The sequence below is a fragment of the Halopenitus salinus genome (assembly GCF_055397165.1).
The window spans coordinates 1,705,964-1,732,104 of record NZ_AP043853.1 but is presented as its reverse complement, the minus strand read 5'-3'; the positions used below and the strand labels follow the sequence as shown (position 1 = coordinate 1,732,104).

Here is a 26,141-nt window from a genome sequence, read left to right as displayed (position 1 = left end):
CCGGAGCGTGACGAACCGGGGCGGTACCGTTCTACGCGCCGTTTCCGTTTCCGCCGTTTCCGTCGGCGTCGTCGGTATCCGTGAGCGCGTGCGCCTCGTCGTCCATCGCGTCCCACACGAACCACAACATCGCGAGCGTCATCGCCGCGACCGCGATCCCCGCGGCGATCGCGACCGCCGTAATGGGTGCCACCATGTCGGGGAGTCCACCGCCTTCATAAATCAACGTGTCGTCTTCGATCGGGAGGGTTCTTGCCGATCGGGTCCGAGGATCCCCCAATGAGCGTCTACGAGCTGTGCAAGCCGGCGCTTTTCGCGCTGCCGCCGGAGACCGCACACCGCCTCACCCACCGGCTGTTGCGGGGTATCCAGGGAACGCCCGCGACCGACCTCCTCGCGCGCCGGTACGTCCGCGAGGACCCGCGCCTGCGGACGGAGGCGTTCGGACTCGAGTTCCCGAATCCCGTCGGGGTCGCCGCGGGGTTCGACAAGAACGCGGAAATCCCCCGCGCGCTCGCCGCGTTGGGGTTCGGACACGTCGAGGTCGGCGGGGTCACGGCGGAGGCCCAGCCCGGAAACCCCCGCCCGCGGATGTTCCGGCTGCGCGAGGACCGCGCGCTGATCAACCGGATGGGGTTCAACAACCAGGGAGCGGATCGGGTGGGAGCACGCCTCGATTCCGAACCCCTGCCGGACGTTCCGGTCGGTATCAACGTCGGGAAGTCGAAGTCCACGCCGCTTTCGGAGGCCCCGGACGACTACCTGTACACCTACGAGCGCGTCGCCGACGCCGGCGACTACTTCGTCGTGAACGTCTCGAGTCCCAACACGCCCGGGCTCCGCTCGCTGCAGGACCGCGACGCGCTGGAGTCGATCCTCGGAACGCTCGCGGACGCGGGCGCCGAACCGCTTTTGGTGAAGCTCTCTCCGGACCTGCCGCGGCCGGCGATCGAGGAGGCGCTCGGCGTCGTCGACGAGTTGGACCTCGACGGCGTCATCGCCACGAACACGACGACGGAGCGGCCGGACTCGCTCGAGAGCCCCCAGCGAGCCGAACGCGGGGGGCTCTCCGGCGAGCCGATAGAGGAGACCGCGACCGATCTGGTTCGATTCATCGCGGAGCGCACGGACGTTCCGGTCGTCGGCGTCGGGGGCGTCGACGACGCCTACGGGGCCTACGCCAAGATCCGCGCCGGCGCGTCGATCGTCCAGCTGTACACGGGACTCGTCTATCGCGGGCCGAGCGTCGCCCGCGAGATCAACGAGGGACTCCTCGACCTCCTCGAGCGCGACGGGTTCGAGTCGGTCGAGGAGGCCGTCGGCGCGGACCTGTAGCCGCGGCGCGCGAGCGAGGGGTGGTGAACGTCCGACGGCGGGCGGCGAACGATTTCGAAGGGTGAAACGACCGCCGCCCCGCCGGAACCGATAAGACGATCCTCGCCGATCCTCGAGGAAACCGTGCACGTCGATCACACGCTCAGCCACGAGTCCGCGCTGCACACGTCCTGGAACAACGACCACGAGCCGGCGCTTCGGGTCGAATCCGGCGACGTCGTCACCTTCGAGTGTCTGCCCGACAGCGGCACGCGAATCACGTCGGAGACCGAGTCGGCGGACCTCCCGGAGACCGAGTTCGTCGGCCACCACCTCACGGGGCCGGTCGCGATCGACGGCGCCGAGCCGGGCGACGTCCTCCAGATCGATCTCCTCGAGATCGAACACGGCGACTGGGGCTATACGCTGATACGGCCGGGCGAGACGGGCAAGGGACTGCTTCCGGAGGCGTTCCCCGACCCCTACATCTACCACTGGGACCTCGGCGAGGAGGTCGCCCCCTTCGAGGACGGCATCGAGGTCCCGATCGATCCCTTCCCCGGCGTGGTCGGCGTGGCGCCGGCGGCCGACGGGGAGCACTCGACGGGACCGCCGCGACACGTCGGGGGCAACGTGGACGTCAAGCACCTGACCGCGGGATCGACGGTGTACCTGCCGGTCGCGGTCGAGGACGCGCTCTTCAGCATCGGCGACGGCCACGCCGCACAGGGCGACGGCGAGGTCTGTGTCAGCGCCATCGAGACGCCGACGACGATCACCGCCCGGGTGACCCGTCGATCCGACCTGGCGATCGACGCCCCGCAGTTCGAGACGACGGGGCCGTTCACGCCCTCGGGACGCGACGAGCCAACGTACGCGACGACGGGGATCCGCGACGACCTCATGGACGCCACGAAGGACGCCGTCTCCGCGATGATCGGCCACCTCGTGGAGGGACGGGATCTGACCCGCGAGGAGGCCTACGTCCTCTGTTCGGTCGCCGTCGACCTCAAGATCAACGAGGTCGTGGACCGACCGAACTGGGTGGTCTCGGCGTATCTGGCCGAGAGCCTCCTCGAGTGAAGGTCGAATGAAGGATCGATCGAGGGGTCGACGGAAGCAGCGACCGTGGTCGCGAGAACGAATCGTCGCGAGAACGCGCGCTCACTCGGCGTTTTCCACGATCACGACCGCGTCGTCCGCGTCGAGGAGCGTGCCCTCGCCGCGATATTGGCGTTCGGTCTCGATCTCGAACTCGTCGGGAGCCAGCTCGACGCCGGCCACGTGGAGCTCGCCGTCGACGATCTCGTACTCGTCCGCGGAGATCCCCGCCTCGATGTCGCCGATCGCGTCGCCGTACTTCGGGCCGACCGTCGCGTACTCGAGGTCGATGCCGGTCGTGACCGTCTCGACGGGCGCGGCCTCGTCGGGGTGGACGCGCAGGTCCTCGACGTGCATCACGCCGGTGACGTCGTCCTCGAAGCCGCGGACGTCGCCGTAGACCTCGACGACGTCGAGGGGGGCGTTGAGGGGGAGCTGCTCGTCGCTTTTGTACTTGCGGAGGGCGCCGACGACCGCCATCGCGAGCTCGCCGGCGTCGTGGTCCGCCTCGAGGCCGAGCGGCTCGGGCCAGTCCGCGAGGTGGATCGACTCGGCGGCCTCGGCGCGCTCTCCGGCGTTCGCGGCGTTCGAGACGCCCTCGGCGTACTCGGCGTGCCAGATCTCCTCCGTGACGTGCGCGAGGAGGGGCGCGAACAGCTTCAGGAATCGCCGATGGGCCGTCCGGAGGGTGTATCGAGCCGAGGCGTCCTCGCGGCTTTTGGCGATCTCCAGGTAGTCGTCACAGAAGGTGCCCCAGAAGAACGTCCGGAGGCCGTCGCGGGCCTTCGAGAACTCGCGGTTCTCGAGGCGGGCCGTGAGCCGTTCGATCTCCCGGTCGATCTCCGCGAGCAGCCACCGGTCGAGCTCCTCGAGGTCGTCGGGCGCGTCCGGATACGGCTCGGGCGCCAGCGACTCGACGAGCTTCGAGGCGTTCCACAGCTTGCGGATGAGCTTCTCGCCGGCGCGAAGCCCCTTCTCCTGGTAGGGGAGGTCGTCGCCGATCGACGAGCCGGCGGCCCAAAAGCGGGCGGCGTCGACGGGGAACTGCTCCATCACGGCGTCGGGCTCGACGACGTTGCCCTTCGATTTCGACATCTTCTCGCGATTCTCGTCGAGGACCATCCCGTTGATCATCGTCGACTCGAAGGGCACCTCGCCGGTGTGTTCATAACACTTGATGACCGTATGGAAGAGCCAAAACGAGATGATGTCGTGGCCCTGCGGGCGGACGTCCATCGGGTAGATCTCCGGGCGATCCATCGTGAACTCGCCGGCCGCCGCGTCCCAATCCCAGCCGGCGTTGATGAGCGGGGTGAGCGAGGAGGTCGCCCACGTGTCGAGGACGTCGTCCTCGGGAACGAACTCGTCGTGGCCGCACTCGGGACAGGCGTCGACCGGCGGATCGTCGGAGAGGGGATCGACGGGCAGGTCGTCCTTCGCGGCGAGGACCTCGGCGTCACAGTCCGCACAGTACCACACCGGGAACGGGATGCCCGAGGAACGCTGTCTGGAGATGCACCAGTCCCACTGGAGCCCCTCCACCCAATGTTTGTACCGGGTGAACATCTTCTGGGGGAACCACTCCATCTCGCGGCCGGCCTCGAGGTACTCGTCGACCTTGTCGAGCACCTCGACGTACCACTGTTCGGTGACGAGGAACTCGACGCCAACGCCGCATCGCTCGTGGACGTTGACGGTGTGGGTGATGGCCCGGCGGTCGAGCAGCGCTCCCTCGTCGTCGAGATCGCTCACGATCGCCTCGCGCGCCTCCGAGGAGTGCATGCCCTCGTAGGGGCCGGCCTCCTCGGTCAGGTGGCCGGACTCGTCGATGGCGACCCGAAGCGGGAGGTCGTGGGCCTGATACCACTCGATGTCGGTCTGGTCGCCGAAGGTACAACACATCACGACGCCGGAGCCGGTCTCCATGTCGACGCGCTCGTCGTGGATGATCGGGACCTCCTGGCCGAAGATGGGGATCCGCGCGTGGTTTCCGACGAGGGCCTCGTTCTCCTCGTCGTCGGGGTGGACGAAGACGGCGACGCAGGCGGGCAACAGCTCCGGACGGGTCGTCGAGATGGTGAACTCGCCCGGAAGGCCGGGATCGACATCCGAGCGGTCCGAGTCCGCCTCGACGACCTCGAAGGCGATGTCGTGGAAGTGTGAGTCCTGCTCGTCGTCCTCGGTCTCGACCTGCGAGATGGCGGTCTCGCACTCGGGACACCAGATCGCGGGCGCCTTCTCGCGGTACTCGCGGCCCTTCTCGTAGAGGTCGATGAAGGAGAGCTGGGAGGTCCGCTGGACCTCGGGGGAGATGGTCCGGTAGGTGTTCGTCCAGTCGATGGAGAGGCCGACGCCCTGCATCTTCTCCGAGAAGTCGGCCTCGTACTCGCGACAGACCTCTCGGCACTTCCGCTGGAACTCGCGGCGCTCGAAGTCCTGGTGGCGGATCCCGAGCTCCCGCTCCGCGAGCCGCTCGGAGGCGATCCCGTTGTCGTCGTAGCCGAAGGGATAGAGGACGTCCCGGCCGTTCATCCGGTGAAACCGGGCGACGACGTCCTGGAGGATCGACCCGTAGACGTGCCCCCAGTGGAGGCTCCCGGACACGGTCGGCGGCGGCGTGTCGATCGCGAACGCGGTGTCGGGGTCGGCGGTCTCCTCCGGGTAGGCGAACGTCTCCTCGTCGACCCATCGCCGCTGCCAGCGCGCCTCGGCGGCGTCGGGGTCATACTCTCCGCTGGGCATTCTTGGGTGTCGATACCGCCGGTTGCCTGTTAAGCGCCTCGATCGGAGAGGGAACGGCGAAGGAGGACTGCGGATGAGGCTGTGGTGGATGAGGACGATAGATGAAGGACGACGAAGGGGGACTGCGGAGGGAGAACCGGCGTGCTACTCCAGCGCGTCGAGGCGGAACTCGAAGGCCGCGACCGGCAGCTCCAGGTCGTGCTCGACGAGGACGGCGGGGTGGACCTCGCCGATCACGCCGACCGTCTCGCCGTCGATCTCGACCGCGGCGGTGCGCCCGTCGATGAACGTCGGATGGTCGATCGCCGGCGTCGCGAGGTCGACGTCGAAGTCGCGACAGAGCGCCTGCAGCCGGGCCTTCGCGTCCTCGTAGCTCGCGTCGGTGCGGGCGAGGACGCCCGCGACGGTTCGGCGTTCGGCGACGCGCGTGTTCTCGGCGTCGTCACGCTCTGCCGCCAGGCCGATCTCGGCGAGGTCCTGGGGATACGCCCGGTGGGTGTTGCGCTCGAGGACCATGAGCAGCGAGGGGAGCGCCCACGTGCGAAGCTGCGTGTAGTCCTCGCTGTAGGGTTCGGTGATCTCGACCGGATCGCCGCCGCCGAGGACGTCGCTACCGGGGTCGACGCGCAGCCGGTCGTAGTTCTCCGGACCGCTGATCATGTGGAAGTTGAGCAGGTCCTCGAACCCGAGCCCGACGAGGCTCGCGCGGGCGGCGTCCTCGAGCCGCGACCGGTCGTGGCGGCCGCCGACGGTTCCGACGTCCGGGTAGCGCGGCTCGAGGTCGTTGAACCCGTATGCGCGCCCGACGTCGTCGACCAGGTCGTAGGGGTGGAGCACGTCGACGCGGTAGGGCGGGATCTCCACGTCGTAGACGACCTCGTCGCCGAGCGAGTAGGTCGCATCGAGCCCGGAACGCTCGAGGAGGTCGACGACCTCGTCCGGCTCGAACTCGACGCCGATGGTCGACTCGATGCGCTCGTGGGAGACGGACTTCTCCGTCACCTCGAGGTCCGGCCGAACGAGCGTCCGGCCGGCGCTCGGGTGGGACGCGATCGAGGAGTCGCTCCCGTCGCCGTCGATCGACTCGACGTCGGCCTCATCGGAGATCGACTCGATGTCGTCCTCATCGGAGATCGACTCGACGTCGTCCTCATCGGAGATCGACTCGACGTCGTCCTCATCGGAGATCGACTCGACGTCGTCCTCATCGGAGATCGACTCGACGTCGTCCTCATCGGAGATCGACTCGACGTCTCCGGGTCCGTCGGTATCACCGGCACCCGGGTAGACCACCTCGACGTCCTCGATCGTCGCCCCGCGGGCCGACAGCGCGTAACAGACGATCGCGAGCATCCGATCGATCGTCCACTGGTCAGTCCCCGTCATCTCGACGAGCAGCTCGCGGCTGCCGGTCGTCACCTCGGTCCGGCGGCCGTTGATGACCGGCGGGAACGAGAAGAGCCCGAGGTCGTCGTAGATGGCCGGGTACCGGTCGTAGTCGGCGACGAGGTCGGCGTAGGTCCGCCCGGTGTCGTGCTCCTCGAGGACCTCGGCGGGCGTCATCTCGGCGTCGGAATCGAGCGGGACGAACGTGTCGCCGTCGGGAGCGATCCCGCGATAGGTGATCGTGTTGGCCTCGCCGTCGGTGCCGGCGCGGCCCTTGATCATCGCGAGGTCGTGGATCCCGATGGCGCCCTTGGCGCGCTTTCGACCCATCGTCGCGTGGAGCTTCTCCTGCAGCTGGATGAGCGAGTCGAGGGCGGCGTCGTCGAGGTCCACCCCGCGAACGATCGCGCCCGTGACGTAGGGGCGCTCCTCGGGGACGGACTCCGCGACCTCGAGCGTCCAGTCCGCATCGTTGGTGTCGGGGACGTGGACCCCGCGGGCGTCGCCGTAGTGGTACCGCAGGGATCTCGCGACCCCCTCGACCGAGAGGCGATCGAGGCGGTCGGGGGCGAACTCGAGCTGAAGGTCGCCGTCGTCGGTCTCGCCCTCGAACTCCAAGCCGAGGGCGAAGAGGTCGTCGATGAACTCCTCGTCTGACTTCTCGTGGCCGGTCAGCTCGCGCAGCTCGTCGGGGTCGACGTCGACGACGGGCATTACCGAACCACCTCCGTCTCCCGCAGCAGTTCCAGGTCACAGAGCGTCCCGTGTACGTCGCGGATGTCGTCGAATCCGTACATCAACATGAGCAGTCGCTCCAGGGCGAGCCCCCAGGCCATCACGTCGCACTCGACGCCGAGCGGGCCGAGGACCTCCTCGCGGAACATCCCCGAGTTGCCGATCTCGATGAGCTCGTCCGTCTCGGGGTGGCGGCCGAACAGCTCGAAGGACGGTTCCGTATAGGGGTTGTAGTGCGGTTTGAACTGCACGTCGGTGATCCCGAACTGCCGGTAGAACTCCTCGAAGGTGCCCATCAGGTCGCGCACCGAGAGGTCCTCGGCCATCACCCACCCCTCGATCTGGAAGAACTCCAGCAGGTGCGTCGGGTCGAGCGTGTCGTTCCGGTAGACCTTCTCGACGGAGAAGAACCGCCGTGGCGGCTCGAGGTCGCCGAGGGCGAACCCGGAGAGGTGTCGCATCGACAGCGAGGTGGTGTGACCACGTAGATCGATCGCGCGCGCGACGTCCTCGGTCCACGGCGAGTGGTAGCCGTCGCCGTCCTCGCCCCAGCCCTCGCGGTGGGCGCGCTCGACGCGCTCGAGCAGGTCCGGAGGAATCTGCTCCATGGGGGGGAGATCGAGGGCGAACTGGTCCCAGTGGGTCCGCGCGGGGTGGTCCTGGGGCATGAACAGACAGTCGTTGATCCAGAACTCCGAGTCGGCGTGTGGGCCCTCCATCTCGCGAAATCCCATCCCGACGAGGACGTCCTTCACGCGGTCGGCCGTCTGTCGGAGGATGTGCTTTCTGCCGCCCGTCGCGGTCTCGGCGTCCGCCTCGACGTTGTACTCGGCGAACTCGACGTCCGCCCACTCGCCGCTCGTGAGCAGCTCCGGGGTGAGACGGTCGACCGTCTCCGCGGTCTCTATCCCCTCCATCAGTGCGGTGACGCCCGCATCGGAGAGGGCCACGGAGCGGACGGTCGACTCGCTGCGATCGACGAGCCCGCGGCGTTCGAGGCTCTCGAGGACGTCGCCGTCCACCCCCTCGGGCGGATCGACTCGGTCCTCGTCGGCGTCAGCGGTCGCGTCGACGACCGCTTCCAGGGCGAGTCGCTCGGGATCCGCGTCCGGATCCGCGTCCGGGTCGGCCGTGATCTCGCCGGCGTCGATCGTGCCGTATCCCTTGCGGGCGTAGTTCGACAGGGCGATGTCGACCGCCGGCCCCTCGAGTCCCGAGCGGCCGATGACCGCGCCCATCGAGGCCGGTTCCTCGTCCGCGCCGGCCTCGATCGCGGCGCGGTGGAGACGGACCTCCGGCAGGCCGGCGTCGGCGTACTCGCGGCCCTCCTCGGTGGCGGCGAGCGTGACGGCCTCCGACTCGGAGACCTCGAGGAGGCCCTCCTCCTCCAGTTCGAAGACGATCCGGGTGACGGTCTCGGGTTTCTCGCCGAGATCGGCGGCCAGGTCGTCGATCGGTCGTTCGTCGGTCGCGCTCGCGGCCTCGAGGACCGCGAGTTGGGCTTCCGTGAGTCGCATATGGTGGGTTGGTGTTCGTGGATTCGCGTCGGGCGTCGGGTCGTCTCTCGTCCGTACGTTCGGAGGCCGACACGTCGTAAGCGTTCCGTGTTCGGGCGACGATCGGCGTTCGGCGTTGGGCGTCCGATCGGCGGAAGTCGGCATTCGGCGTCCGACGGCCGGAAGTCGACGTTCGGCGTCCGACGGCCGGAAATCGGCGAGCGGCGGCCAGGAGTCGTGATCGGCCATCGACGGACGAGGATCGTCGCGGCGATCGTCGTGTCGATCGCGGGGTTTCACCGCCCCGAGACGGGACGGATCCGCCACGCGAATTCAGCGAAAAACGAACCCGAACCCGTCGCGGCCGCGGTCGCGAGCGATTCCATCGATGGCGGGTTCGAGTGCCATGATCGGGTGTGACACGGCAGGAAACAAATAGGTTGCGCGACGTCGCCGGAGGACGTCGTCAGCGAGGGGCGAATGGGGCCGAAGGGCGCCTCAGACGGCGAGGTACTCGGCGACGGCGTTCTCCTCGGCGAGCATCTCGCCGTCGATCTCGTCGACGATCTCGCCGCGCTCCATCGCATAACACCGGTCGGCCATCCCGCGGATGACCCCGAGGTTCTGCTCGACGAAGAGGATGGTCGTCCCGAGCTCGTCGTTTATCGTCCGCATGTCCTCGCTGATGCGGTCGACGATGGAGGGCTGGACGCCCTCGCTTGGCTCGTCGAGCAACAGCAGGTCGGGGTCGGCCACGAGCGCGCGGGCGATCGCGAGCATCTGCTGTTGGCCGCCCGAGAGCGTGCCGCCGGACTGGCTCGCCCGCTCCTCGAGGACCGGGAACAGGTCGTATATCTCGTCGTATCGCGTGCGATCGGCGCCGGCGTTGACGTGTTCGCCCATCCGGAGGTTCTGCTCGACGGTGAGCTCCGGGAAGACGTCGCGTCCCTGTGGAATGTAACCGATCCCCGCGCGTGCGCGCTCGTCAGCCGAGGCGTCGGTGAGGTCCTCCTCCCGGTAGCGCACGCTCCCGCTCGAGGGATCGAGGAGCCCCATCACGGTCCGCATCAGGGTGGTCTTGCCCACGCCGTTCTTCCCCACCACCCCGACGATCTCGCCGGCGTCGACGGAGAGATCGACGTCGCGAAGTACCGGCGTTGCGCCGTATCCGGCGGTCACGCCGGACATCTCGAGGAGCGCCATCACTCCTCACCCCCCTCGCCGAGGTAGATGCGGCGGACCTCCGGGTCCGCCTCGATCTCCGAGATCGACCCCTCGCGGAAGACGTCGCCGCGGTGGAGCACGGTGACGGCGTCCGCGATCTCCGCGACGAAGTCGGTGTCGTGTTCGATGACGACGAAGGCGATCCCGCGCTCCTCGTTGAGCGCGGTCACGCGGTCCGCGATCCCCCGCCGCTCCTCGACGGAGAGGCCGGCGACGGGCTCGTCGAGCAGGAGGAGGTCGGGCTGTAGCGACGCCGCCATGCCGATCTCGAGCTGCTGTTGTTGGCCGTGTGAGAGGTCGCTCGCGGGCACGTCCTCGTATCCCTCGAGGCCCGCCGCGGCGATCGTCTCCTCGATCCGGCGGTTGCGATCGTCGCCGGTCACCAGCCGCTGGATCGGGAGCTGTGCGTTCTCGCGGACCGTGAGGTCGCCGTAGACGGAGGGGACCTGGAACTTCATGCTGATCCCCCGCTTGACGCGCTCGTGGGGCGGCAGGTCGGTGATGTCGTCGCCGTCGTAGTAGATGCTTCCGGCGGTCGGCTCGTGGGTGCCGGTGATGAGCTTGAGCAGGGTGCTCTTGCCGGCGCCGTTCGGACCGATCAGACAGCGAAGCTCCCCCTCCTCGACCGCGAATCCGGGCTCGTCGGTCGCGGTGAAGCCGCCGAACTGCTTGATCAGCCCGTCGGTCTGGAGCAGGGTGTCGCTGCGGTCGCCGGTCGCGAGCCCGGCGGCGGTCTCGCGGACGTCCGGATCGATGTTCTGCGGGTCGTCGGCCGAGGAGCGGCTCCCGCTCACGAGTCGCTCACCTCCGCGGCCGCCTCCGGCGCGTCCGGAGCGTCGATCTCCGTCGGATCGGGACGGTTACGCACGAACGTCTCGTGGATCCACGGGACGATGCCGCCGGGCAGCGCGAGGATCGTGACCACGAGCAGGCTCCCCAGGATGACGAGCGCGAGCTCGCCCTGCATCGACACGCGCACGTACTCGACGGCGATCGTCGCGACGATCGCCCCGAGCAGGCTCTTTCGACCCCCGATGCTCACCCAGATGACCGGCAGGGTGGCAAAGAGCAGCGAGAAGACGGTCGGGTCGATGTAGACGTTGCGGGCGGCGTACAACACGCCCGAGAGGCCCGCCAGCGCGCCGCCGAGGGTGAACGCGACGAGCTTCGTGCGCTCGACGTCGTACCCGAACATGCGGGTGCGGTCCTCGTCCTCGCGGACGGCCACCATCACGCGGCCGAAATCGGAGTTGACGAGCGCGCGTAATCCGAGGTAGCTCGCCACGAGCACGGCGAGCGCGAGGTAGTAGAACGGGTCGATCTCCGCGACTCCGACGACGGGGAGGACCACCTCGAACTCGTTGTAGACGAACTGGTAGGAGGCGCCCTCGACGCCCAACGCGAGAAGCGGGATCTGTGGCATCCCGTTGAACCCGCCGAGCGCGGCCTCGCCGATCGTCCACTCCGAGCCCGCGGTCTGGGCCATGAACGTGTGCAACACCATCGTCGAGACGAGCGTGATGATGGTGACGTAGACGTCACGGACCCCGCCGTAGAACATGAAGTAGCCGAGCAGCGCCGCGCCGACCGCGCCGCCGATCACGCCGATCACGAGCGCGGCGGTGATGCCCTGAGGGGTGGCGAAGTTGATCGACACCACGCCGAACGCGTAGCCGCCGAGCCCGAAGAAGACCACCTGGCCGAAGCTCAACACGCCCGCGTAGCCCCACACGAGCGACAGCGAGAGCCCGAGCAGCCCCAACACGAGGAACAGCGAGAGCTGTCCGCCCCCGCCGACGAGCGGATAGGCGACGAGCGCACACACGACGAGCAGGAACCCGACCCAGAAGCCGGTCGAGTTGCCGATCGTGTTGGGTCCCTCGAGGCGGCGGCGAAGTCGGTCAAAGACGGAACGACTGGAGGCGGGACCGGAACCGACGTCGGCGTCGGCGGCCATCTACGCCCCCTCCCGTCTGCGGGCCCGAACCCGCTTTATGAACCCGGTGATCCCCTCCGGCAGGAACCGGAGCGCCAGAAGCGCCGCCACGAGCAGCGCGATCCGACCGATGAACGTGCCGTAGAGGTTCGAGAACGTCGCCTCGATGATCCCGAGGACGCCCCCGGAAAGCGCCGTGCCGAGAACGACGCTCGACCCGCCGACGACGACCGCGACGAACGCCTCGACGAGGAACTGGTCGCCGAGGGTCGGCTGCATCGAGATTATCGGCGCGAAGAGCGCGCCGGTGAACCCGGCGAGTCCCGACCCGATCGCGAACGTCGCCATGTAGATGCGTTCCGTGTCGACGCCGAGCGCGCGGGCGGTCCGCTCGTCCTGAATGGTCGCGCGGGCGCGCATTCCGAAGTCGGTGTGGGTGAAGACGTAGTACACCGCGACGAGCACGGCGATGCTGACGCCGGCGAGCACGATCCGGTAGGTCGAGTACGAGAAGGTCCCGTAGGCGACGTTTCCGAGCGGCGTCGAGACCTGATCGATCGAGTTGCCGAAGACGATTCGGGCTCCCTGGACCATGACGAGGCTGAGCCCGAAGGTCGCGACCATCGAGTCGGCGAGCCGGTCGTAGAGGGGTTCGACGAGATCGCGTCCGAGGAACCGACGACCGAGCGCGTTCGGAACGGCGCCGGAGATGATCGTGCGTTCGACGACGACGCCGAAGACCGCCGTGGCGAGCGCGCCGACGATCATCGCGAGCGGAAGCGGCAGGCCCGCTCCGGTCACGGCGAGCGTCGTCGCGTAGGCCCCGACGAGGATGAACTCCCCGTGTGCGAGATTGATGACGCCCATGATGCCGAAGATGATCGCCAACCCCACCGCCGCCAGCACGATGAACGCGAAGCTATCGAGGAACTGGAAGACGAGGTTGAGGGCGTTTACCATCCCTATTCGGCCTCCTCGAAGTAGTCGACCGGGGTGTACTGGGTCTGTTCGTCGGTCTCGCGGAGGTCACAGCCGACCGTCTCGGTGAGGAACTGCTCGGGGATCTTGCGGTCGGCGACGGCCTCGATGTTGTGCTCCTCGTCGGCGCGCATGATCCACATGTGGTGGTCGACGTGGTGGGTGGCGCCGTCGAGTTCGATCGTCTCTCCCTCGGGCGCCTCCGGGGCGCGCTCCGTCCCGAGACTGATCCCCGATTCGAGCGCCTCGATGACCTCCGGCTGTTCGAGCGTTCCCGCCTGCTCGACGGCCTGTTTGTACATGTAGACGGAGAAGTAGTTGGTCTCCGCCTCCTCGTTGAGGTAGGGCGCGTCGGGGTACATGTCGAAGTAGCGGTCGACGAATCCCCCGTCGCCGGTGTTGCTCTCGGTGGGGACCTCCTGCATGTAGTTGACGCCGGCGTAGATGTTCGCCATCGCCGGGGGGTCGATCCGCCGGTGCTCGTAGCCCTGTGCCATCGCCGTCGAGGTGCCGATCGGGACGTCGAGGCCGGAGGAGGCCTTCTGCTCGTAGAAGGCGGTGTGGTTCGCGCCGACGAGCATCGACATCACGAAGTCGGGGTCGGCCTCCTGGATGCGGTTGATCGTCGACCCGAAGGAGGACTCGCTGAGCGGGATGAACTCCTCGCCTATCACCTCGGCGTCGTTCTCGTCGGCGAGCACCCGCACCCAGTCGGCCGAGAGCTGTCCGAAGTTGTAGTCGGCCGCGATGGTGTAGATCTCCGGGCCGTACTCCTCGCGGAGGTACGGGAGGACCATCCCGAGCTGCTGGCGTGCGGTCGGGCCGACGGCGAAGGTCGTCGAGTCGCAGACGCCGCCCTCGTACTGGGTGGTGTAGAAGTAGAGCTGCTCGTTGCGGTTGATGATCGGCCGGATGGCCTCGCGGGTCGCCGAGGAGTAGCCCGCCCACAGGACGTCGACCTCGTTCTCGTTGATCATCTCGCGCGTGAGCTCCTGGTAGCGCTGGTTGTCCGACTGCGGGTCGCGGTCGTAGGTCTCGATCTGCTTGCCGTCGATCCCGCCGTCGTTGTTGATCTCCTCGATGGCGAGCATCGTCGCCTTGTGTTTCGGGTCACCGACGAGCGCGAAGTTACCCGACTGGTCCTCGAGGACGCCGATCTTCACGACGTCGGTGCTGCTTGCGGTGTCGGTGGTCGTGCCGCCGCCGTTTCCGCCGTTACCGTTGCCGGTTCCCTCGCCGCCCGAACAGCCGGCGAACGCCGAGACGCCCGCGGCGCCGGCAGCGGTCAGGAACGTCCGGCGATCGATGGGGTTCCGACTCATTGGGATCCCTCCATATTGGGATCGGGAACGACAAGCGAATTCGGGAATTCTACACGGTTCTTGGCAGCAAAGCGCCGAATAGACGTACGTTCGTCCATCATTTGGTGCACACTCCGTCGAATCCACAGTACACGTATAAACCTTTCCACACGAGTATTAAGACGGGTTAATATATGCATATCCATATAAGGTTATTCGATACGGTCGATCAGCAGTCGAGGACGACCGAAACGAGTCGAGTCCTCGTTTGGCTAATCAGTAGACGTATGATCACCGGGGAGACGGCCGGACGGATTCAAAATCGAAAAAGCGGGGCGAGGACGTCTCGGCTCCGAGCAGCGACGTCCCGTCCTCGAGCGACACCGACGGTCCGACGCCGGGTGCGACGACATCGCAACTCCAAGCGACGACGGGCCGAGAGCGCGGACTACTCGTCGACGACGACGACCTTCACCTGCTGGACGCCGCCGAGCGCGCGCAGGCGGTTCGCGAGCTCCGTGATGTCGCCCGCGGCCCCCTCCACGACGAGCGTCTCCATGCAGGTGTCGTGTGAGAGGTGGATGTGCTGGACGGAGGTGATCGCCTCCGCCATCTCGTGTTGGATCGTCTGGAGGTCGTCGGCGATGCCGTCGACGTGGTGGTCGTGAACCACGACGATCGTCCCGTGGTGGCCGCTCTCGCCGCCGGACTCCCACTCGTAGTCGGCGAAGAAGTCCCGCAGCGAGTCGCGGATCGCCGCCGATCGGCTGTCGTACTCCCAGTCGTCGACGATCCCGTCGAGCCGATCGACCATGGACGACGGCAGCGTGAGGCTGATGCGGTCGAGATCCTCGCTCATGTGCCACCCTACGCGTGAGGGGGCTAATACGGTTGGGAAGCGCGTCCCTCCGGGCCGACACCGACGCGTTCGGCGCGGCTCGTCGTCCGCGATGGAGTAATACTGTTCGAGAGGAAAGTATTATTACATCGGGCGAGGTTCGAACCGACATGCACATCCCGGACGGATTCCTCGACCTCCCGGTCGCGGCGGCGGCCGCCGCGATCGCGGTGACGGCGCTCGCGATCGCCGCTCGCCGCGTCGGGGGAGAGGTATCGGACGCGCGTGCTCCGCTCGTCGGCGTCGTCGCGGCGGGCGTATTCGCGGCACAGATGCTCAACTGGCCGATCCCGGGCGGGACGAGCGCCCACTTCGTCGGCGGGGCCTTCGCCGCGATCCTGCTCGGTCCGCATCTCGGGGCGCTCTGTGTCGCCACCGTCGTGACGATCCAGGCGCTCGTCTTCGGCGACGGCGGGCTCGTCGCGCTCGGCGCCAACGTCCTCAACATGGCCGTCGTCGAGGTGTACGTCGGCTACGCCGTCTACCGAGCCCTCTCGCGGTACGGGGAGTTCCGCGCCGCGTTCGCGGCCGGCTGGCTCGGCATTACCGCGGGCGCGCTCGCGGCGGCGGTCCAGCTCGGCCTCTCGTCGACCTTCGAGTACCAGCTCGTAACCACCCTCTCGATCATGGGCGTCGGCCACCTCGTCTTGGGCCTCGGCGAGGGCGCGATCACCGCCGTGGTCTACCGCTACCTGGTCCGCGCGCGCCCGGACCTGCGCCCGAGCGTCGCGCCGGAGGTGACGCCCGATGCCTGAGGCGGGGCGAAACGGCGGCGAAGCGGTCCACGCCCGCGAGTGGCTCCCGCGAGCGCTCGCGATCCTGCTGGTTCTCGCGCTGCTCGCCCCGGTCTTCGGCTGGGCGGCGGGACAGGTCGGCTACGCGGAGCCGCTCGAGAACGCCGCGGAGGTGACCGGCGCGAGCGAACACGCCGAGGCGGTCGACCTCGCGCCGTTCCCCGACTACGGGATCCCGGGTCTCGGTGGCGCCGCCGGAACCCTCGTGTCGGCGATCCTCGGGACCGGGGTGACGCTGCTCGTCGCGACCGGGATCGTCCGAGCGCTCGGAACCGACGCCGATGGGACGCGGTGACCCGGAAGGAGGACGCGGCCCCTCTCGTGGGGGACGCGGCTCCTCCCTATCGGAACGCGGCTCCTCCCTCGGGGGACGCGACCCCCTCGAGGGGACCATCGCGGCGATCGCGACCCACGCCCGGTGGTTCCTGCTGGCCGAGTCCGTCCCCGACCGCGAGGGCTTCCTCCAGTCGGTGACGCCGGGCGTGAAGCTGCTCGGCACGCTCGCGCTCGTCGCGGCCACGGTCGCCCAGCGGGACCCGCTTCCGGTCGCTTTGATGGGAGGACTGGCCGCGGTCCTCGCCGCCGCCTCGCGGATCCCCGCCCGGACGTTCCTCGGGCGCACGACCGGCGCGCCGGCGTTCGCGGCCGTGGCGGTCGCGCCCCAGGCGGTGCTCATGGGCGGTCCGACCGTCGCCTGGACCCCGCTTTCGGTCGACGGCGTGACCTACGTCGCCGTCTTCACGCTGCGGGTCGCCGCCTGCGTCGGCTTCCTGTCGGTGCTGTTGTTGACGACCCGGTTTGCGGACCTGCTCGCCGCGCTGCGGCGCTTTCGCGCGCCGACGATCGCGGTCTCGCTGCTCTCGATCACCTACCGGTATCTCCTCGTCTTCTTTTCCGAACTCGACCGGATGGTGCGGGCACGCCGCGGGCGACGGATCGGGAATCGGGGGCTGCGGGAGACCTGGCGCGACTCGGGGAACTTCCTCGGAACGTTCCTGCTCCGGAGCCTCGAGCGCGGCGAGCGCGTCCAGCGTGCCGCCCGCGCCCGCGGCGGAACGGGTTCGACGCCGGTCCGCAAGCGCGAGCGAGCGGGGGGTGGCGACCTGGTGTTCGCCCTGATCGTCGCGGCGACGATCGCCGGGGTGGCCCTCGCGTGAACGTCATCGAGGCGAGCGGACTCAGGTACGCCTATCCGGACGGCACGCTCGCGATCGACGGCGTCGACGTGACGATCGAGGCCGGCGAGCGGGTCGCGCTCGTGGGCCCGAACGGCGCCGGGAAGTCGACCCTGCTGCAGGTGCTCGGGGGCCTCGTCGAGCCGGATTCGGGGACGGTCCGGTACTTCGAGGAGACCGAGGACGCCGACGCGGTTCGAGACCGGCTGAGCGTGGCGACCCAGGACCCGTCCGACTACCTGTTCAACCCGACCGTCGAGGAGGACCTGGCGTACGGTCCCGGCCAGCTCTCGCTGCCGCGGTCGGAGATCGACCGCCGCGTCGACCGGATCGCGGAGCGTCTCGATCTGGCGGACCTCCGGTCGAAGCCGCCGTTCCGGCTCAGCGGGGGCGAAAAGCGTCGCGCCGCGCTGGCGAGCGCGCTGACGGTCGAGCCGGACGTCCTGCTCCTCGACGAGCCCGTGAGCAACGTCGACGCCGCGAACCGCGCCGCGATCGTGGAGCTACTTTCGGAACTATCGGCGGCGGGGACCACGCTCGTCATTTCGACCCCGGAGACCGAACTCGTCCCGCGGGTCGCCGATCGGGTGGTGCTGCTCGACGGGGACGGGATCGCCGCCGACGGTCCGACGCGCGAGGTGATGACCGACGCGGCGCTGCTGGCCGACTGCGATCTCCGACCGCCGCAGGTGGTCCGCCTGTTCGCCGACGAGGAGCCGGTCCCGCTGACCGTCGAGGAGGCGAAAGAGCGGCTTCGGTCCCCTGACGACATCTCGGACGGGGAGTGAGCCGACTTCACGGAGCGGAGTCGGCGAATAACTGGACGGACGATCGCATTCAGCCGCGTGAATGGCGGTATTTGCGCTAAGACGAACGGGCTTATCGGGAGGGTTCAAACCCTCCCGCGAATGTCGAACGAACGAGCCGAACGAACACCGCGAGGATCGACGGCGGATCGACGCGAGCGGGGGGACGTCCCGTGAGCGAGGGGATGGTGCCCGGCGAGGTCCGCGCCGGGGAGGGAACCGTGACGCTCAACGAGGGGCGCGAGACGGCGACGGTGACCGTCGCCAACACGGGCGACCGCCCCGTCCAGGTCGGCTCCCACTTCCACTTCTTCGAGGCCAACGCCGCCCTCGCCTTCGACCGCGAGGCCGCCTTCGGAAAACGGCTGAACGTCCCGGCCGGCACCGCCGTCCGCTTCGAGCCCGGCGACGAGCAGACGGTCGGGCTGGTCGCGATCGGCGGGAAACGACGCGCCCACGGCATGAACGGGATGGTGAACGGGAGCGTCGACGGCGATCCGACCGAAGCGTTAGAGCGCCTGCGTGCGGCCGGGTTCCGTGACACCGGGGCAGCCGCCGCCGGAGACGCCGAGGACGCGGACCCGAGCACGGAGGACGAACAGTGACCCGCGAGATCGGCCGCGAGGCGTACGCCGAGCTGTACGGCCCCACCGAGGGCGATCGGGTCCGGCTCGGCGACACGACGCTCTTCGCCGAGGTCGAGCGGGACCTGCGGACCCACGGCGACGAGGCGGTCTTCGGCGGCGGCAAGACCCTCCGCGACGGGCTCGGGATGGCCACGGGCGTGACCCAGGAGGAGGGCGCGCTCGATTGGGTCATCACGAACGCGACGATACTCGATCCGGTCATCGGGATCGTCGCCGCCGACATCGGGATCCGAAACGGGGAGATCGCCGGGATCGGCAAGGCTGGCAATCCCGACACGATGGACGGCGTCGACATGGTCGTCGGCCAGTCGACGGACGTCTACCCTGCCGAGGGGAAGATCGCCACGGCCGGGGCGCTGGACATCCACGTCCACTGGAACTCCGCACAGCTGCACGAGCACGCGCTGGCCTCGGGGATCACCACGATGCTCGGCGGGGGATACGGCGGCGGGGCGACGACGTGTACGACCGGCCCGGAGAACGTAAAGCGGTTCCTGCAGGCCGCGGAGGCCTGGCCGGTCAACGTCGGCTTCTACGGCAAGGGCAACGGGTCGGAGCCGGGGCCGCTCCGCGAGCAGGTCGAGGCGGGCGCGTGCGCGCTCAAGCTCCACGAGGACTGGGGGTCGATGCCGGCGGCGATCGACGTCGCGCTCGAGGTGGCCGAGGACGAGGACGTCCAGGTGTGCATGCACACGGACACGCTCAACGAGGCCGGGTTCGTCGAGAACACCTTCGCGGCGGTCGACGGCCGGACGATGCACCTCTTCCACATCGAGGGCGCCGGCGGCGGCCACGCCCCCGACATCATGGAGATGGTCGGGGAGCCGAACATGCTGCCCTCCTCGACGAACCCCTCGATGCCGTATACCGACAACACCTTCGACGAGCACCTCGACATGGTGATGGTCTGTCACCACCTCAACCCCGACGTCCCCGAGGACGTCGCCTTCGCCGAGTCCCGCGTCCGCGCCGAGACGATCGGGGCCGAGGACGTCCTCCACGACGTGGGAGCGATCTCGATGATGACCTCCGACTCGCAGGCGATGGGCCGGATGGCGGAGGTCGTCCCCCGGACGTGGCAGACCGCCTCGAAGATGAAACGCCAGCGCGGCCCGCTGCCCGAGGACGAGGGTACCGAGGCCGACAACGCCAGGATCGAACGCTACCTCGCCAAGTACACGATCAACCCCGCGATCGCGGCCGGCATCGACGCGCACGTCGGCACGCTCGAGCCCGGAAAGCTCGCCGACGTCGTGTTGTGGGACCCGGCCTTCTTCGGGATCAAGCCCGCGATGACGTTCAAGGGCGGCTTCCCGGTCCACTCGGAGATGGGCGAGGCCAACGGCTCGCTCATGACCTGCGAGCCGATCAAACAGCGCGAGCGGGCCGGCGCCGTCGGCAAGGCCAAACACGGGCTGTCGCTGACGTTCGTCTCGCCGGCGGCCGCGGAGCGCGGCGTCGGCGAGGAGTACGGCCTCGACTCGCGGGTCGTCCCGATCGAGGGGGCCCGAACGGTCGCGAAGGGCGACATGCTCCACAACGACTACTGCCCGGACGACATCGAGGTCGATCCGGAGACATTCGAGGTGCGGGTCGACGGCGAGCACGTGGCCTGTGAACCGTCCTCGGAGCTACCGCTCGCACAGCGGTACATGCTATGATCGGAACCGGGATCGGAGTGGGTGGACGATCAGGTCCATATTGTCCTATAAGGAGTATAATCACACTATACGGAACGGATATACCGACGATCAGGGAACCAAAATCCGTGATAAGTGATCTAACGCCGGTCGATATGAACGGCCAGGCGCCACGGCGATACCGCGACCACCGACGGCTGAACCGATGCCGCGGGGAACGACGATGAGCGACCGGCTCGTCCCCGGCGAGGTCACAGCACGCGGCGAGGACGTTCGGATAAACGAGGGACGCGAGACGGCGACGGTGACCGTCGCCAACACGGGCGACCGTCCCGTCCAGGTCGGCTCCCACTTCCACTTCTTCGAGGCCAACGCCGCCCTCGCCTTCGACCGCGAGGCCGCCTTCGGCATGCGCCTCGACGTTCCGGCCGGCACCGCCGTCCGCTTCGAGCCCGGCGACGAACGATCCGCCGACCTCGTGGGACTCGCCGGCGACCGCGTGGTCTCGGGGATGAACGCGCTCGTCGACGGAGCGATCGACGGGGAGGACGGAGCGATCGACGAGGAGACCAAGGCGGCCGCCATCGAGCGCGCCCGCGAGGGCGGATACGGGGGGCTTTGAGCGTGGCTCGCGATCTCCCGCCCGAGGAATACGCCTCGCTTTACGGGCCGACCGAGGGCGACCGGATCCGGCTCGCGGACACGGAGCTCGTCGCCGAGGTGGAGACGGACGAGATCACCCGCGGCGACGAGGCGGTCTTCGGCGGCGGCAAGACCCTCCGCGACGGGATGGGCCTGAAGCCGGGCTACACCGCCGAGGAGGGCGCGCTCGACTGGGTACTCACGAACCTCGTGATCCTCGATCCCGTCCTCGGAATCCGCAAGGCCGACGTCGGGATCCGCGACGGCTACATCGCGGGGGTCGGCAACGCCGGCAACCCCGAGACGATGGCGAGCGTCGACGACGAACTGATCGTCAGCGCGAACACGGAGGTGATCTCCGCGGAGGGACTGATCGCGACGCCGGGCGGGATCGACCTGCACGTCCACTTCAACTCCGCACAGCTGCCGCGCCACGCGCTGGCCTCGGGGGTCACCTCGATGCTCGGCGGCGGGGTCGGCCCCTCGACGGTCGGGATCATCACGAGCGGGAGGTGGAACCTGGAGATGATGATGCGGGCCGCGGAGGCCTGGCCGGTCAACGTCGGCTTCTACGGCAAGGGCAACTCCTCGCGGCCGGACGTGATCCGCGAACAGGTGGAGGCCGGGGCGGTCGCGCTCAAGATCCACGAGGACTGGGGCGCCACCCCGGGCGTCATCGACACCTGTCTGGACGTCGCCGACGAGACCGGCGTACAGGTGGCGATCCACACGGACACGCTCAACGAGTCGGGGTTCGTCGAGAACACCTTCGACGCCATCGACGGCCGGACGCTACACGCCTACCACGTGGAGGGCGCCGGCGGCGGCCACGCCCCCGACATCATCGAGCTCGTCGGGAAAAAACACATGCTGCCGTCCTCGACGAACCCCACCATGCCCTACACGGACAACACCTTCGAGGAGCACCTCGACATGGTGATGGTCTGTCACCACCTCAATCCCGACGTCCCCGAGGACGTCGCATTCGCCGAATCCCGCGTCCGCGCCGAGACGATCGCCGCCGAGGACGTCCTCCACGACCTGGGCGCAGTCTCGATGATGGGAACGGACTCGCAGGCGATGGGCCGAATGGCGGAACTCATCCCGCGAACCTGGCAGACTGCGGACAAGATGAAGCGCCAGCGCGGCCCGCTGGCGGCGGACGAGGGGTCCGGCAACGACAACCGCCGGATCGAACGCTACCTCGCCAAGTACACGATCAATCCGGCGATCACGGCGGGGATCGACGCCTACGTCGGCTCGCTCGAGCCCGGAAAGATAGCCGACATCGTGCTTTGGGATCCGGCCTTCTTCGGGATCAAGCCCGAGACCGTGATCAAGGGCGGGTTCCCGGCGTACTCGGCGATGGGCGAGGCCAACGGCTCGCTCATGACCTGCGAGCCGGTGTCGATGCGCCCGCAGTACGGCGCCTTCGGCTCCGCGCGGAACGCGACGAGCATCCAGTTCGTCAGCCGACAGGCCTACGAGGCCGACGTCGAGGCGGCCTACGACCTCTCGAAGGTCGTGGTTCCCATCGACGACACGCGCGATCTGTCGACCGACGACTTCGTGGCGAACACGTACAGCCCGTCGGTGGACGTCGATCCGGAGACGTTCACCGTCGAGATGAACGGCGAGCCGGTCACCTCAGACCCGGCCGGGGAGATCGCGCTCGCACAGCGGTACACGTTATGAAACGATGAAGCTCACACCCAAAGAGGAGGAACGCCTCACGGTATTCACCGCAGCGGAGATCGCGCGACGCCGCAAGGAGCGCGGCGTCCCGTTGAACCACCCCGAGACGGTCGCCTACATCAGCGACTGGTGCATCGAGCGGGCCCGCGAGGGGCAGTCGGTGGCGGAGATCCGCTCGGGCGCCTCACAGCTGCTCGGCCGCGAGGACGTCATGGAGGGGATCCCGGAGATGGTCGGGATGATCCAGGTCGAGCCGATGTTCCCCGACGGGACGAAGCTCGTCACGGTCCACGACCCGATCCGCTCGGACAGCGTCGGCGGGGCCGAGGGCGACGGAACCGGCGGCGGGACGGGTGAGTCCGCCGGCGAGTCCGGAGGGAGCGAGGGGGACGCCGGCCGATGAGCCTCACCCACCGCGACGTCGCCACGGTCGGCGTGGGCGGACCGGTCGGGTCCGGCAAGACGTCGCTGCTCTCGGAGGTCGTCCCGCGCCTCCGCGAGGAGGGCCTCGAGATCGGCGTGATCGCGAACGACATCCTCACCCGCGAGGACGCGAACCGCCTGCGGGAGCGCTTCGAGGGGATCGTCCCGCCGGATCTCGTCGCCGGCGTCGAGACCGGCGCGTGTCCGCACACGGGCATCCGCGAGGACCCCTCGATGAACCTCCAGCAGATCGACGAGTTCCTCGCCGACCACCCCGATCTCGACCTCGTGTTCGTCGAGAGCGGCGGCGACAACCTCGCCGCGACGTTCAACCCGGAGCTGGCCGACTACTCGCTGTACGTGATAAGCGTCGCCGAGGGCGAGGACATCCCGCGAAAGCGCGGGCCGGGCGTCGTCGACTGCGACCTCCTCGTGGTGAACAAGACCGACCTCGCCCCCCACGTCGGCGCCGACCTCGGGGTGATAGAACGCGACGCCCGCGAGGTGCGCGAGGGGCCCCACGTCCTCACCGACTGCAAGGCCGAGGAGGGCATCGACGAGGTGCTCGCACACGTCCGCGAGGGGGTGCTCTTCGCCTGATGGCCGCCGACGTCCCGGGGTCCGACTCCGGCGATCCCCCGAGCGATCGGGAGGAGGCGCCACACCCCTCCTTCGAGGACTACGCCGCCGAGCCGGTCCCGCAGGCGGCGGTCGGCTCGCCCGGCAAGGACGGGAACCTGGAGCTTCGCTTCGAGCGGGTCGACGGCGGGACGGCGCTCGTCCACGACTACGCGACGGTCCCGTTTCACGTCTCGGGAACCCTCGCGTCCGATCCGCACCCGAACGCGTCGACCGTCTTCCTGCAGTCGCCGACCGGCGGGATCGCCCAGGGCGACCGCCAGGACGTCGAGATCGCGGCGGGTCCGGAGGCGATCGCGCACGTGACCACCCAGAGCTCGACGAAGGTCCAATCGATGGAGCGCAACTACGCCGGCGCGGACCTGCGCCTGTCGGTCGGTACGGGGGGCTACCTCGAGTACGTGCCCGAGCCGACGATCCTCCACGCCAACTCGCGATACCACCAGGACCTCCGGATCGATCTCGCGGCCGGCGCGACCGCCGTCCTCGGCGACGTCGTCGTCCCCGGCCGGCTCGCCCGCGGGGAGCGGTTCGAGTTCGAACGGTATCTCTCGCGGGTGCGCGCGTACGGACCGGAGGCGATGCTCTTCGAGGACGCCGCCCATCTGGCGCCCGGCGACGCCGGATCGGTCGATCCGACCGATTCCGGGGTGCTCGGCGAGTTCACGGTCTACGGAACGCTCTACGTCGTGGACCCCGAGATGGACGCGCCCGCGATGAGCGACCGGCTTCACGCAGCGGCAACCGAGGCGGTTGAAGCGGCCGAAGCGGCGGAAGCGGCCGAATCGACAGGGGCGACGGAGGCGATCGAAGCAACCGAGTCGAACGCGGACGACGGAGGGACAGGAACCGGCGGCGGAGCGAGTGGCGAGGGACCGTCCGCCGAGACGGCGCGCGCCGGCGCGAGCGCGCTCCCGAACGGCGCGGGCGTCGCCGTGCGCGCGCTCGGCGACCGGGCCGAGACGGTTCAGGCGAGCCTCCACGCGGCGTGGGACGCGGCGCGCCGTGATCTGATCGACGCCCCCGCGCCGTCGGGGAGGAAGTACTGATGCTCGTCGCGAACGCGCACGTGGGCCACCGCGACGATCCCGACGTCGAGGCGCGCCTCGCGGACGAGGACGGGGGCGAAACCCCGGCCAGGGTCGTCCTCTCGAACGTCGAGCGGCGGCGGTCGCGTGTCCGAACGGAGACCGAGGACGGACGCGATCTCGGCATCGTGGTGAGCCGGGAGCTCGGCGACGGCGACGTGCTCGAGACCGAATCGGGAACGCTCGTCGTCGTCGAGCTCGCCGCGGTCGACGCGCTCGTGCTCGGGTTCGCGGACGCGGACGTGTCGGCGACGGCCGCCCTCGAGATCGGTCACGCGCTCGGCAACCGCCACCTCGATCTGGCGGTTCGCGGCGAGGAGGCGCTGTTTCCGGTTCCGGACACCCGCGAGCGCATGCGCGAGACGGTCGACGGCCTGCTGCCCGAGAGGGTGACCGTGCGGTTCGAAACGGTGCCGCCCACGACCTTCGGCGAGATCGGCGGACACGACGGGAGCGACCACGAGCACGGGCATAGACACGACCACGGCGGCGACGCTGACGGACACCATCACGACCACGAGCACGGCGGCGACGGTCACGACCACGGCGAGGACCATCACGAGCATGGTCACGATGGTCATGACCATGGTCACGATCATGGTTACGAACACACCCACCGGAACGGTCACGACGACCGCCCACGAGCCCCCGAGGCCAGCGACGGAGGCGATCGATGAGCGATCGAGCGGCGAGCGACCGGGGCGCGAGCGACGACGCCAGTCTCGAGTCGTTCCGACTCGCGGACTCCTTCCTGCCGGTCGGGACCTACACCGTCTCCTACGCGCTCGAGGGGTTCATCGCCGACGACCGGGTCGAGGACGTCACGGATCTCGAGGAGATCCTCGAGACGTACCTCCGGCGACAGGTCGGGCCCGCCGACCTGGTCGCGTTGCGGGCCGCCCACGCGGCCGCACGGGAGGGCGACCTCGAGGCGGCCCTCGCGGCCGACCGCCGGCTGACGGCGGCGACCCTGCCCGCGGAGTTCCGCGAGAGCGCCCGAAAATCGGGACGGCGCCTGTTGTCGCTCCAGCGGGATCTGCGCGAGGAGCCGCTCCTCGAACGATACGCGGAGCGGATCGAGGCCGAGGAGGCCGAGGGCACGTATCCGGTCGTGCTCGGGGTGGCGACCGGACTGGCCGGCGTCGACGAGCGCGAGGCGTGTCTGTTGAGCTGTCACGGGTTCGCAACCGGGATGCTCGGGGCGGCCCAGCGCCTGCTGTCGCTCGGCCACACCGACGCCCAGCGGGTACTCGACGGACTGCGGCCGGCGATGCGGGACGCCGTGGACGACTCGGCGAACCGGACGATCGAGGACATGACGCCGTTCGCCCCGCTCGTCGATGTCGTGTCGGCGGAACACGAGCGGGCGGACAGACGGCTGTTCGTGAGCTGAGGGGAAGGAGTCGCTCGAGAGTTGAGGAGGGACGTCTCCCCGATCTCGTGCGGTCCGACTCTCGATCCATTTAACCCCGGACCCGCCA

The 26,141-nt window shown here is 68.9% G+C and carries 25 protein-coding genes; 15 read left to right on the top strand and 10 right to left on the bottom strand.

Annotated elements, in window-relative coordinates; genetic code table 11:
• Positions 1-31 precede the first annotated feature (31 nt).
• On the bottom strand, positions 32-196 hold the full coding sequence (locus tag ACZ5YD_RS10430) for a hypothetical protein (RefSeq protein ID WP_379743414.1): 165 nt from the start codon (positions 194-196) through the stop codon (positions 32-34).
• Positions 197-279: 83 nt separating this feature from the next.
• Here ACZ5YD_RS10430 and ACZ5YD_RS10425 point away from each other — a divergent pair, with 83 nt between their 5' ends.
• Both ACZ5YD_RS10425 and ACZ5YD_RS10420 read left to right on the top strand, forming a co-directional pair.
• Positions 280-1,335: a quinone-dependent dihydroorotate dehydrogenase gene (locus tag ACZ5YD_RS10425; RefSeq protein WP_379743417.1), complete on the top strand. Its 1,056-nt coding sequence runs from the start codon at positions 280-282 to the stop codon at positions 1,333-1,335.
• 123 nt (positions 1,336-1,458) lie between these two features.
• Positions 1,459-2,397 (top strand): acetamidase/formamidase family protein, encoded by a 939-nt coding sequence (locus ACZ5YD_RS10420; protein ID WP_379743420.1) that lies wholly within the window; start codon positions 1,459-1,461, stop codon positions 2,395-2,397.
• An 81-nt stretch (positions 2,398-2,478) separates the two neighbouring features.
• On the opposite strand, the gene ACZ5YD_RS10415 is transcribed toward ACZ5YD_RS10420, so the two are convergent.
• The 9 genes from ACZ5YD_RS10415 to nikR all read right to left on the bottom strand — a co-directional run bounded on the left by ACZ5YD_RS10415 (position 2,479) and on the right by nikR (position 15,072).
• The gene (locus ACZ5YD_RS10415) at positions 2,479-5,157 is read right to left on the bottom strand and encodes a valine--tRNA ligase (RefSeq protein WP_379743423.1); all 2,679 of its coding nucleotides are present in this window, start codon (positions 5,155-5,157) and stop codon (positions 2,479-2,481) included.
• A gap of 144 nt (positions 5,158-5,301) precedes the next feature.
• Positions 5,302-7,257, bottom strand: a complete 1,956-nt coding sequence (locus ACZ5YD_RS10410) for a phenylalanine--tRNA ligase subunit beta (protein ID WP_379743426.1) — start codon at positions 7,255-7,257, stop codon at positions 5,302-5,304.
• The gene (gene pheS / locus ACZ5YD_RS10405; RefSeq protein WP_379743429.1) at positions 7,257-8,795 is read right to left on the bottom strand and encodes a phenylalanine--tRNA ligase subunit alpha; all 1,539 of its coding nucleotides are present in this window, start codon (positions 8,793-8,795) and stop codon (positions 7,257-7,259) included. The genes ACZ5YD_RS10410 and pheS overlap by 1 nt, the downstream gene beginning before the upstream one ends.
• A gap of 477 nt (positions 8,796-9,272) precedes the next feature.
• Positions 9,273-9,977: an ABC transporter ATP-binding protein gene (locus ACZ5YD_RS10400; RefSeq protein WP_379743432.1), complete on the bottom strand. Its 705-nt coding sequence runs from the start codon at positions 9,975-9,977 to the stop codon at positions 9,273-9,275.
• Positions 9,977-10,792 (bottom strand): ABC transporter ATP-binding protein, encoded by an 816-nt coding sequence (locus tag ACZ5YD_RS10395; protein ID WP_379743435.1) that lies wholly within the window; start codon positions 10,790-10,792, stop codon positions 9,977-9,979. Before ACZ5YD_RS10395 ends, ACZ5YD_RS10400 begins: the two co-directional genes overlap by 1 nt.
• On the bottom strand, positions 10,789-11,955 hold the full coding sequence (locus ACZ5YD_RS10390; RefSeq protein ID WP_379743438.1) for an ABC transporter permease subunit: 1,167 nt from the start codon (positions 11,953-11,955) through the stop codon (positions 10,789-10,791). Before ACZ5YD_RS10390 ends, ACZ5YD_RS10395 begins: the two co-directional genes overlap by 4 nt.
• Positions 11,956-12,894, bottom strand: a complete 939-nt coding sequence (gene urtB, locus ACZ5YD_RS10385) for an urea ABC transporter, permease protein UrtB (protein ID WP_379743441.1) — start codon at positions 12,892-12,894, stop codon at positions 11,956-11,958.
• Positions 12,895-12,896: 2 nt separating this feature from the next.
• Positions 12,897-14,234 carry an urea ABC transporter substrate-binding protein gene (locus ACZ5YD_RS10380; RefSeq protein ID WP_379743444.1) on the bottom strand — a complete coding sequence of 446 codons (1,338 nt, stop codon included), beginning with the start codon at positions 14,232-14,234 and terminating at the stop codon, positions 12,897-12,899.
• Positions 14,235-14,661: 427 nt separating this feature from the next.
• On the bottom strand, positions 14,662-15,072 hold the full coding sequence (nikR, locus tag ACZ5YD_RS10375) for a nickel-responsive transcriptional regulator NikR (RefSeq protein ID WP_379743447.1): 411 nt from the start codon (positions 15,070-15,072) through the stop codon (positions 14,662-14,664).
• A 149-nt stretch (positions 15,073-15,221) separates the two neighbouring features.
• Here nikR and ACZ5YD_RS10370 point away from each other — a divergent pair, with 149 nt between their 5' ends.
• From ACZ5YD_RS10370 to ACZ5YD_RS10310, 13 genes are all read left to right on the top strand, one after another.
• Entirely contained in the window at positions 15,222-15,866 is a 645-nt protein-coding gene (locus ACZ5YD_RS10370; protein ID WP_379743450.1) for an energy-coupling factor ABC transporter permease, read from the top strand.
• Between the two features lie 61 nt (positions 15,867-15,927).
• On the top strand, positions 15,928-16,200 hold the full coding sequence (locus ACZ5YD_RS10365; RefSeq protein ID WP_379801210.1) for a PDGLE domain-containing protein: 273 nt from the start codon (positions 15,928-15,930) through the stop codon (positions 16,198-16,200).
• Positions 16,187-17,062, top strand: a complete 876-nt coding sequence (gene cbiQ, locus ACZ5YD_RS10360; protein ID WP_379743453.1) for a cobalt ECF transporter T component CbiQ — start codon at positions 16,187-16,189, stop codon at positions 17,060-17,062. Before ACZ5YD_RS10365 ends, cbiQ begins: the two co-directional genes overlap by 14 nt.
• Positions 17,059-17,868, top strand: a complete 810-nt coding sequence (locus ACZ5YD_RS10355) for an energy-coupling factor ABC transporter ATP-binding protein (protein WP_379743456.1) — start codon at positions 17,059-17,061, stop codon at positions 17,866-17,868. The genes cbiQ and ACZ5YD_RS10355 overlap by 4 nt, the downstream gene beginning before the upstream one ends.
• A 191-nt stretch (positions 17,869-18,059) precedes the next feature.
• Complete coding sequence (locus ACZ5YD_RS10350; protein WP_379743459.1) at positions 18,060-18,491, top strand: urease subunit beta; 432 nt, start codon at positions 18,060-18,062, stop codon at positions 18,489-18,491.
• A complete protein-coding gene (gene ureC, locus ACZ5YD_RS10345; RefSeq protein WP_379743462.1) occupies positions 18,488-20,194 on the top strand; it encodes an urease subunit alpha in 1,707 nt (568 codons plus the stop codon). The genes ACZ5YD_RS10350 and ureC (ACZ5YD_RS10345) overlap by 4 nt, the downstream gene beginning before the upstream one ends.
• A 202-nt stretch (positions 20,195-20,396) precedes the next feature.
• Complete coding sequence (locus ACZ5YD_RS10340) at positions 20,397-20,795, top strand: urease subunit beta (protein ID WP_379743465.1); 399 nt, start codon at positions 20,397-20,399, stop codon at positions 20,793-20,795.
• A gap of 2 nt (positions 20,796-20,797) precedes the next feature.
• Positions 20,798-22,510, top strand: coding sequence for an urease subunit alpha (ureC, locus tag ACZ5YD_RS10335; protein WP_379743468.1), 1,713 nt, complete (start codon positions 20,798-20,800; stop codon positions 22,508-22,510).
• A 4-nt stretch (positions 22,511-22,514) separates the two neighbouring features.
• On the top strand, positions 22,515-22,913 hold the full coding sequence (locus tag ACZ5YD_RS10330) for an urease subunit gamma (RefSeq protein WP_379743471.1): 399 nt from the start codon (positions 22,515-22,517) through the stop codon (positions 22,911-22,913).
• Positions 22,910-23,533 carry an urease accessory protein UreG gene (gene ureG, locus ACZ5YD_RS10325; protein WP_379743474.1) on the top strand — a complete coding sequence of 208 codons (624 nt, stop codon included), beginning with the start codon at positions 22,910-22,912 and terminating at the stop codon, positions 23,531-23,533. The genes ACZ5YD_RS10330 and ureG overlap by 4 nt, the downstream gene beginning before the upstream one ends.
• Positions 23,533-24,621 (top strand): urease accessory protein UreD, encoded by a 1,089-nt coding sequence (locus ACZ5YD_RS10320; protein ID WP_379743477.1) that lies wholly within the window; start codon positions 23,533-23,535, stop codon positions 24,619-24,621. The genes ureG and ACZ5YD_RS10320 overlap by 1 nt, the downstream gene beginning before the upstream one ends.
• Positions 24,621-25,337, top strand: coding sequence for an urease accessory protein UreE (locus ACZ5YD_RS10315; protein WP_379743480.1), 717 nt, complete (start codon positions 24,621-24,623; stop codon positions 25,335-25,337). Before ACZ5YD_RS10320 ends, ACZ5YD_RS10315 begins: the two co-directional genes overlap by 1 nt.
• Positions 25,334-26,053, top strand: a complete 720-nt coding sequence (locus tag ACZ5YD_RS10310; protein WP_379743483.1) for an urease accessory protein UreF — start codon at positions 25,334-25,336, stop codon at positions 26,051-26,053. The genes ACZ5YD_RS10315 and ACZ5YD_RS10310 overlap by 4 nt, the downstream gene beginning before the upstream one ends.
• Positions 26,054-26,141 lie beyond the last annotated feature (88 nt).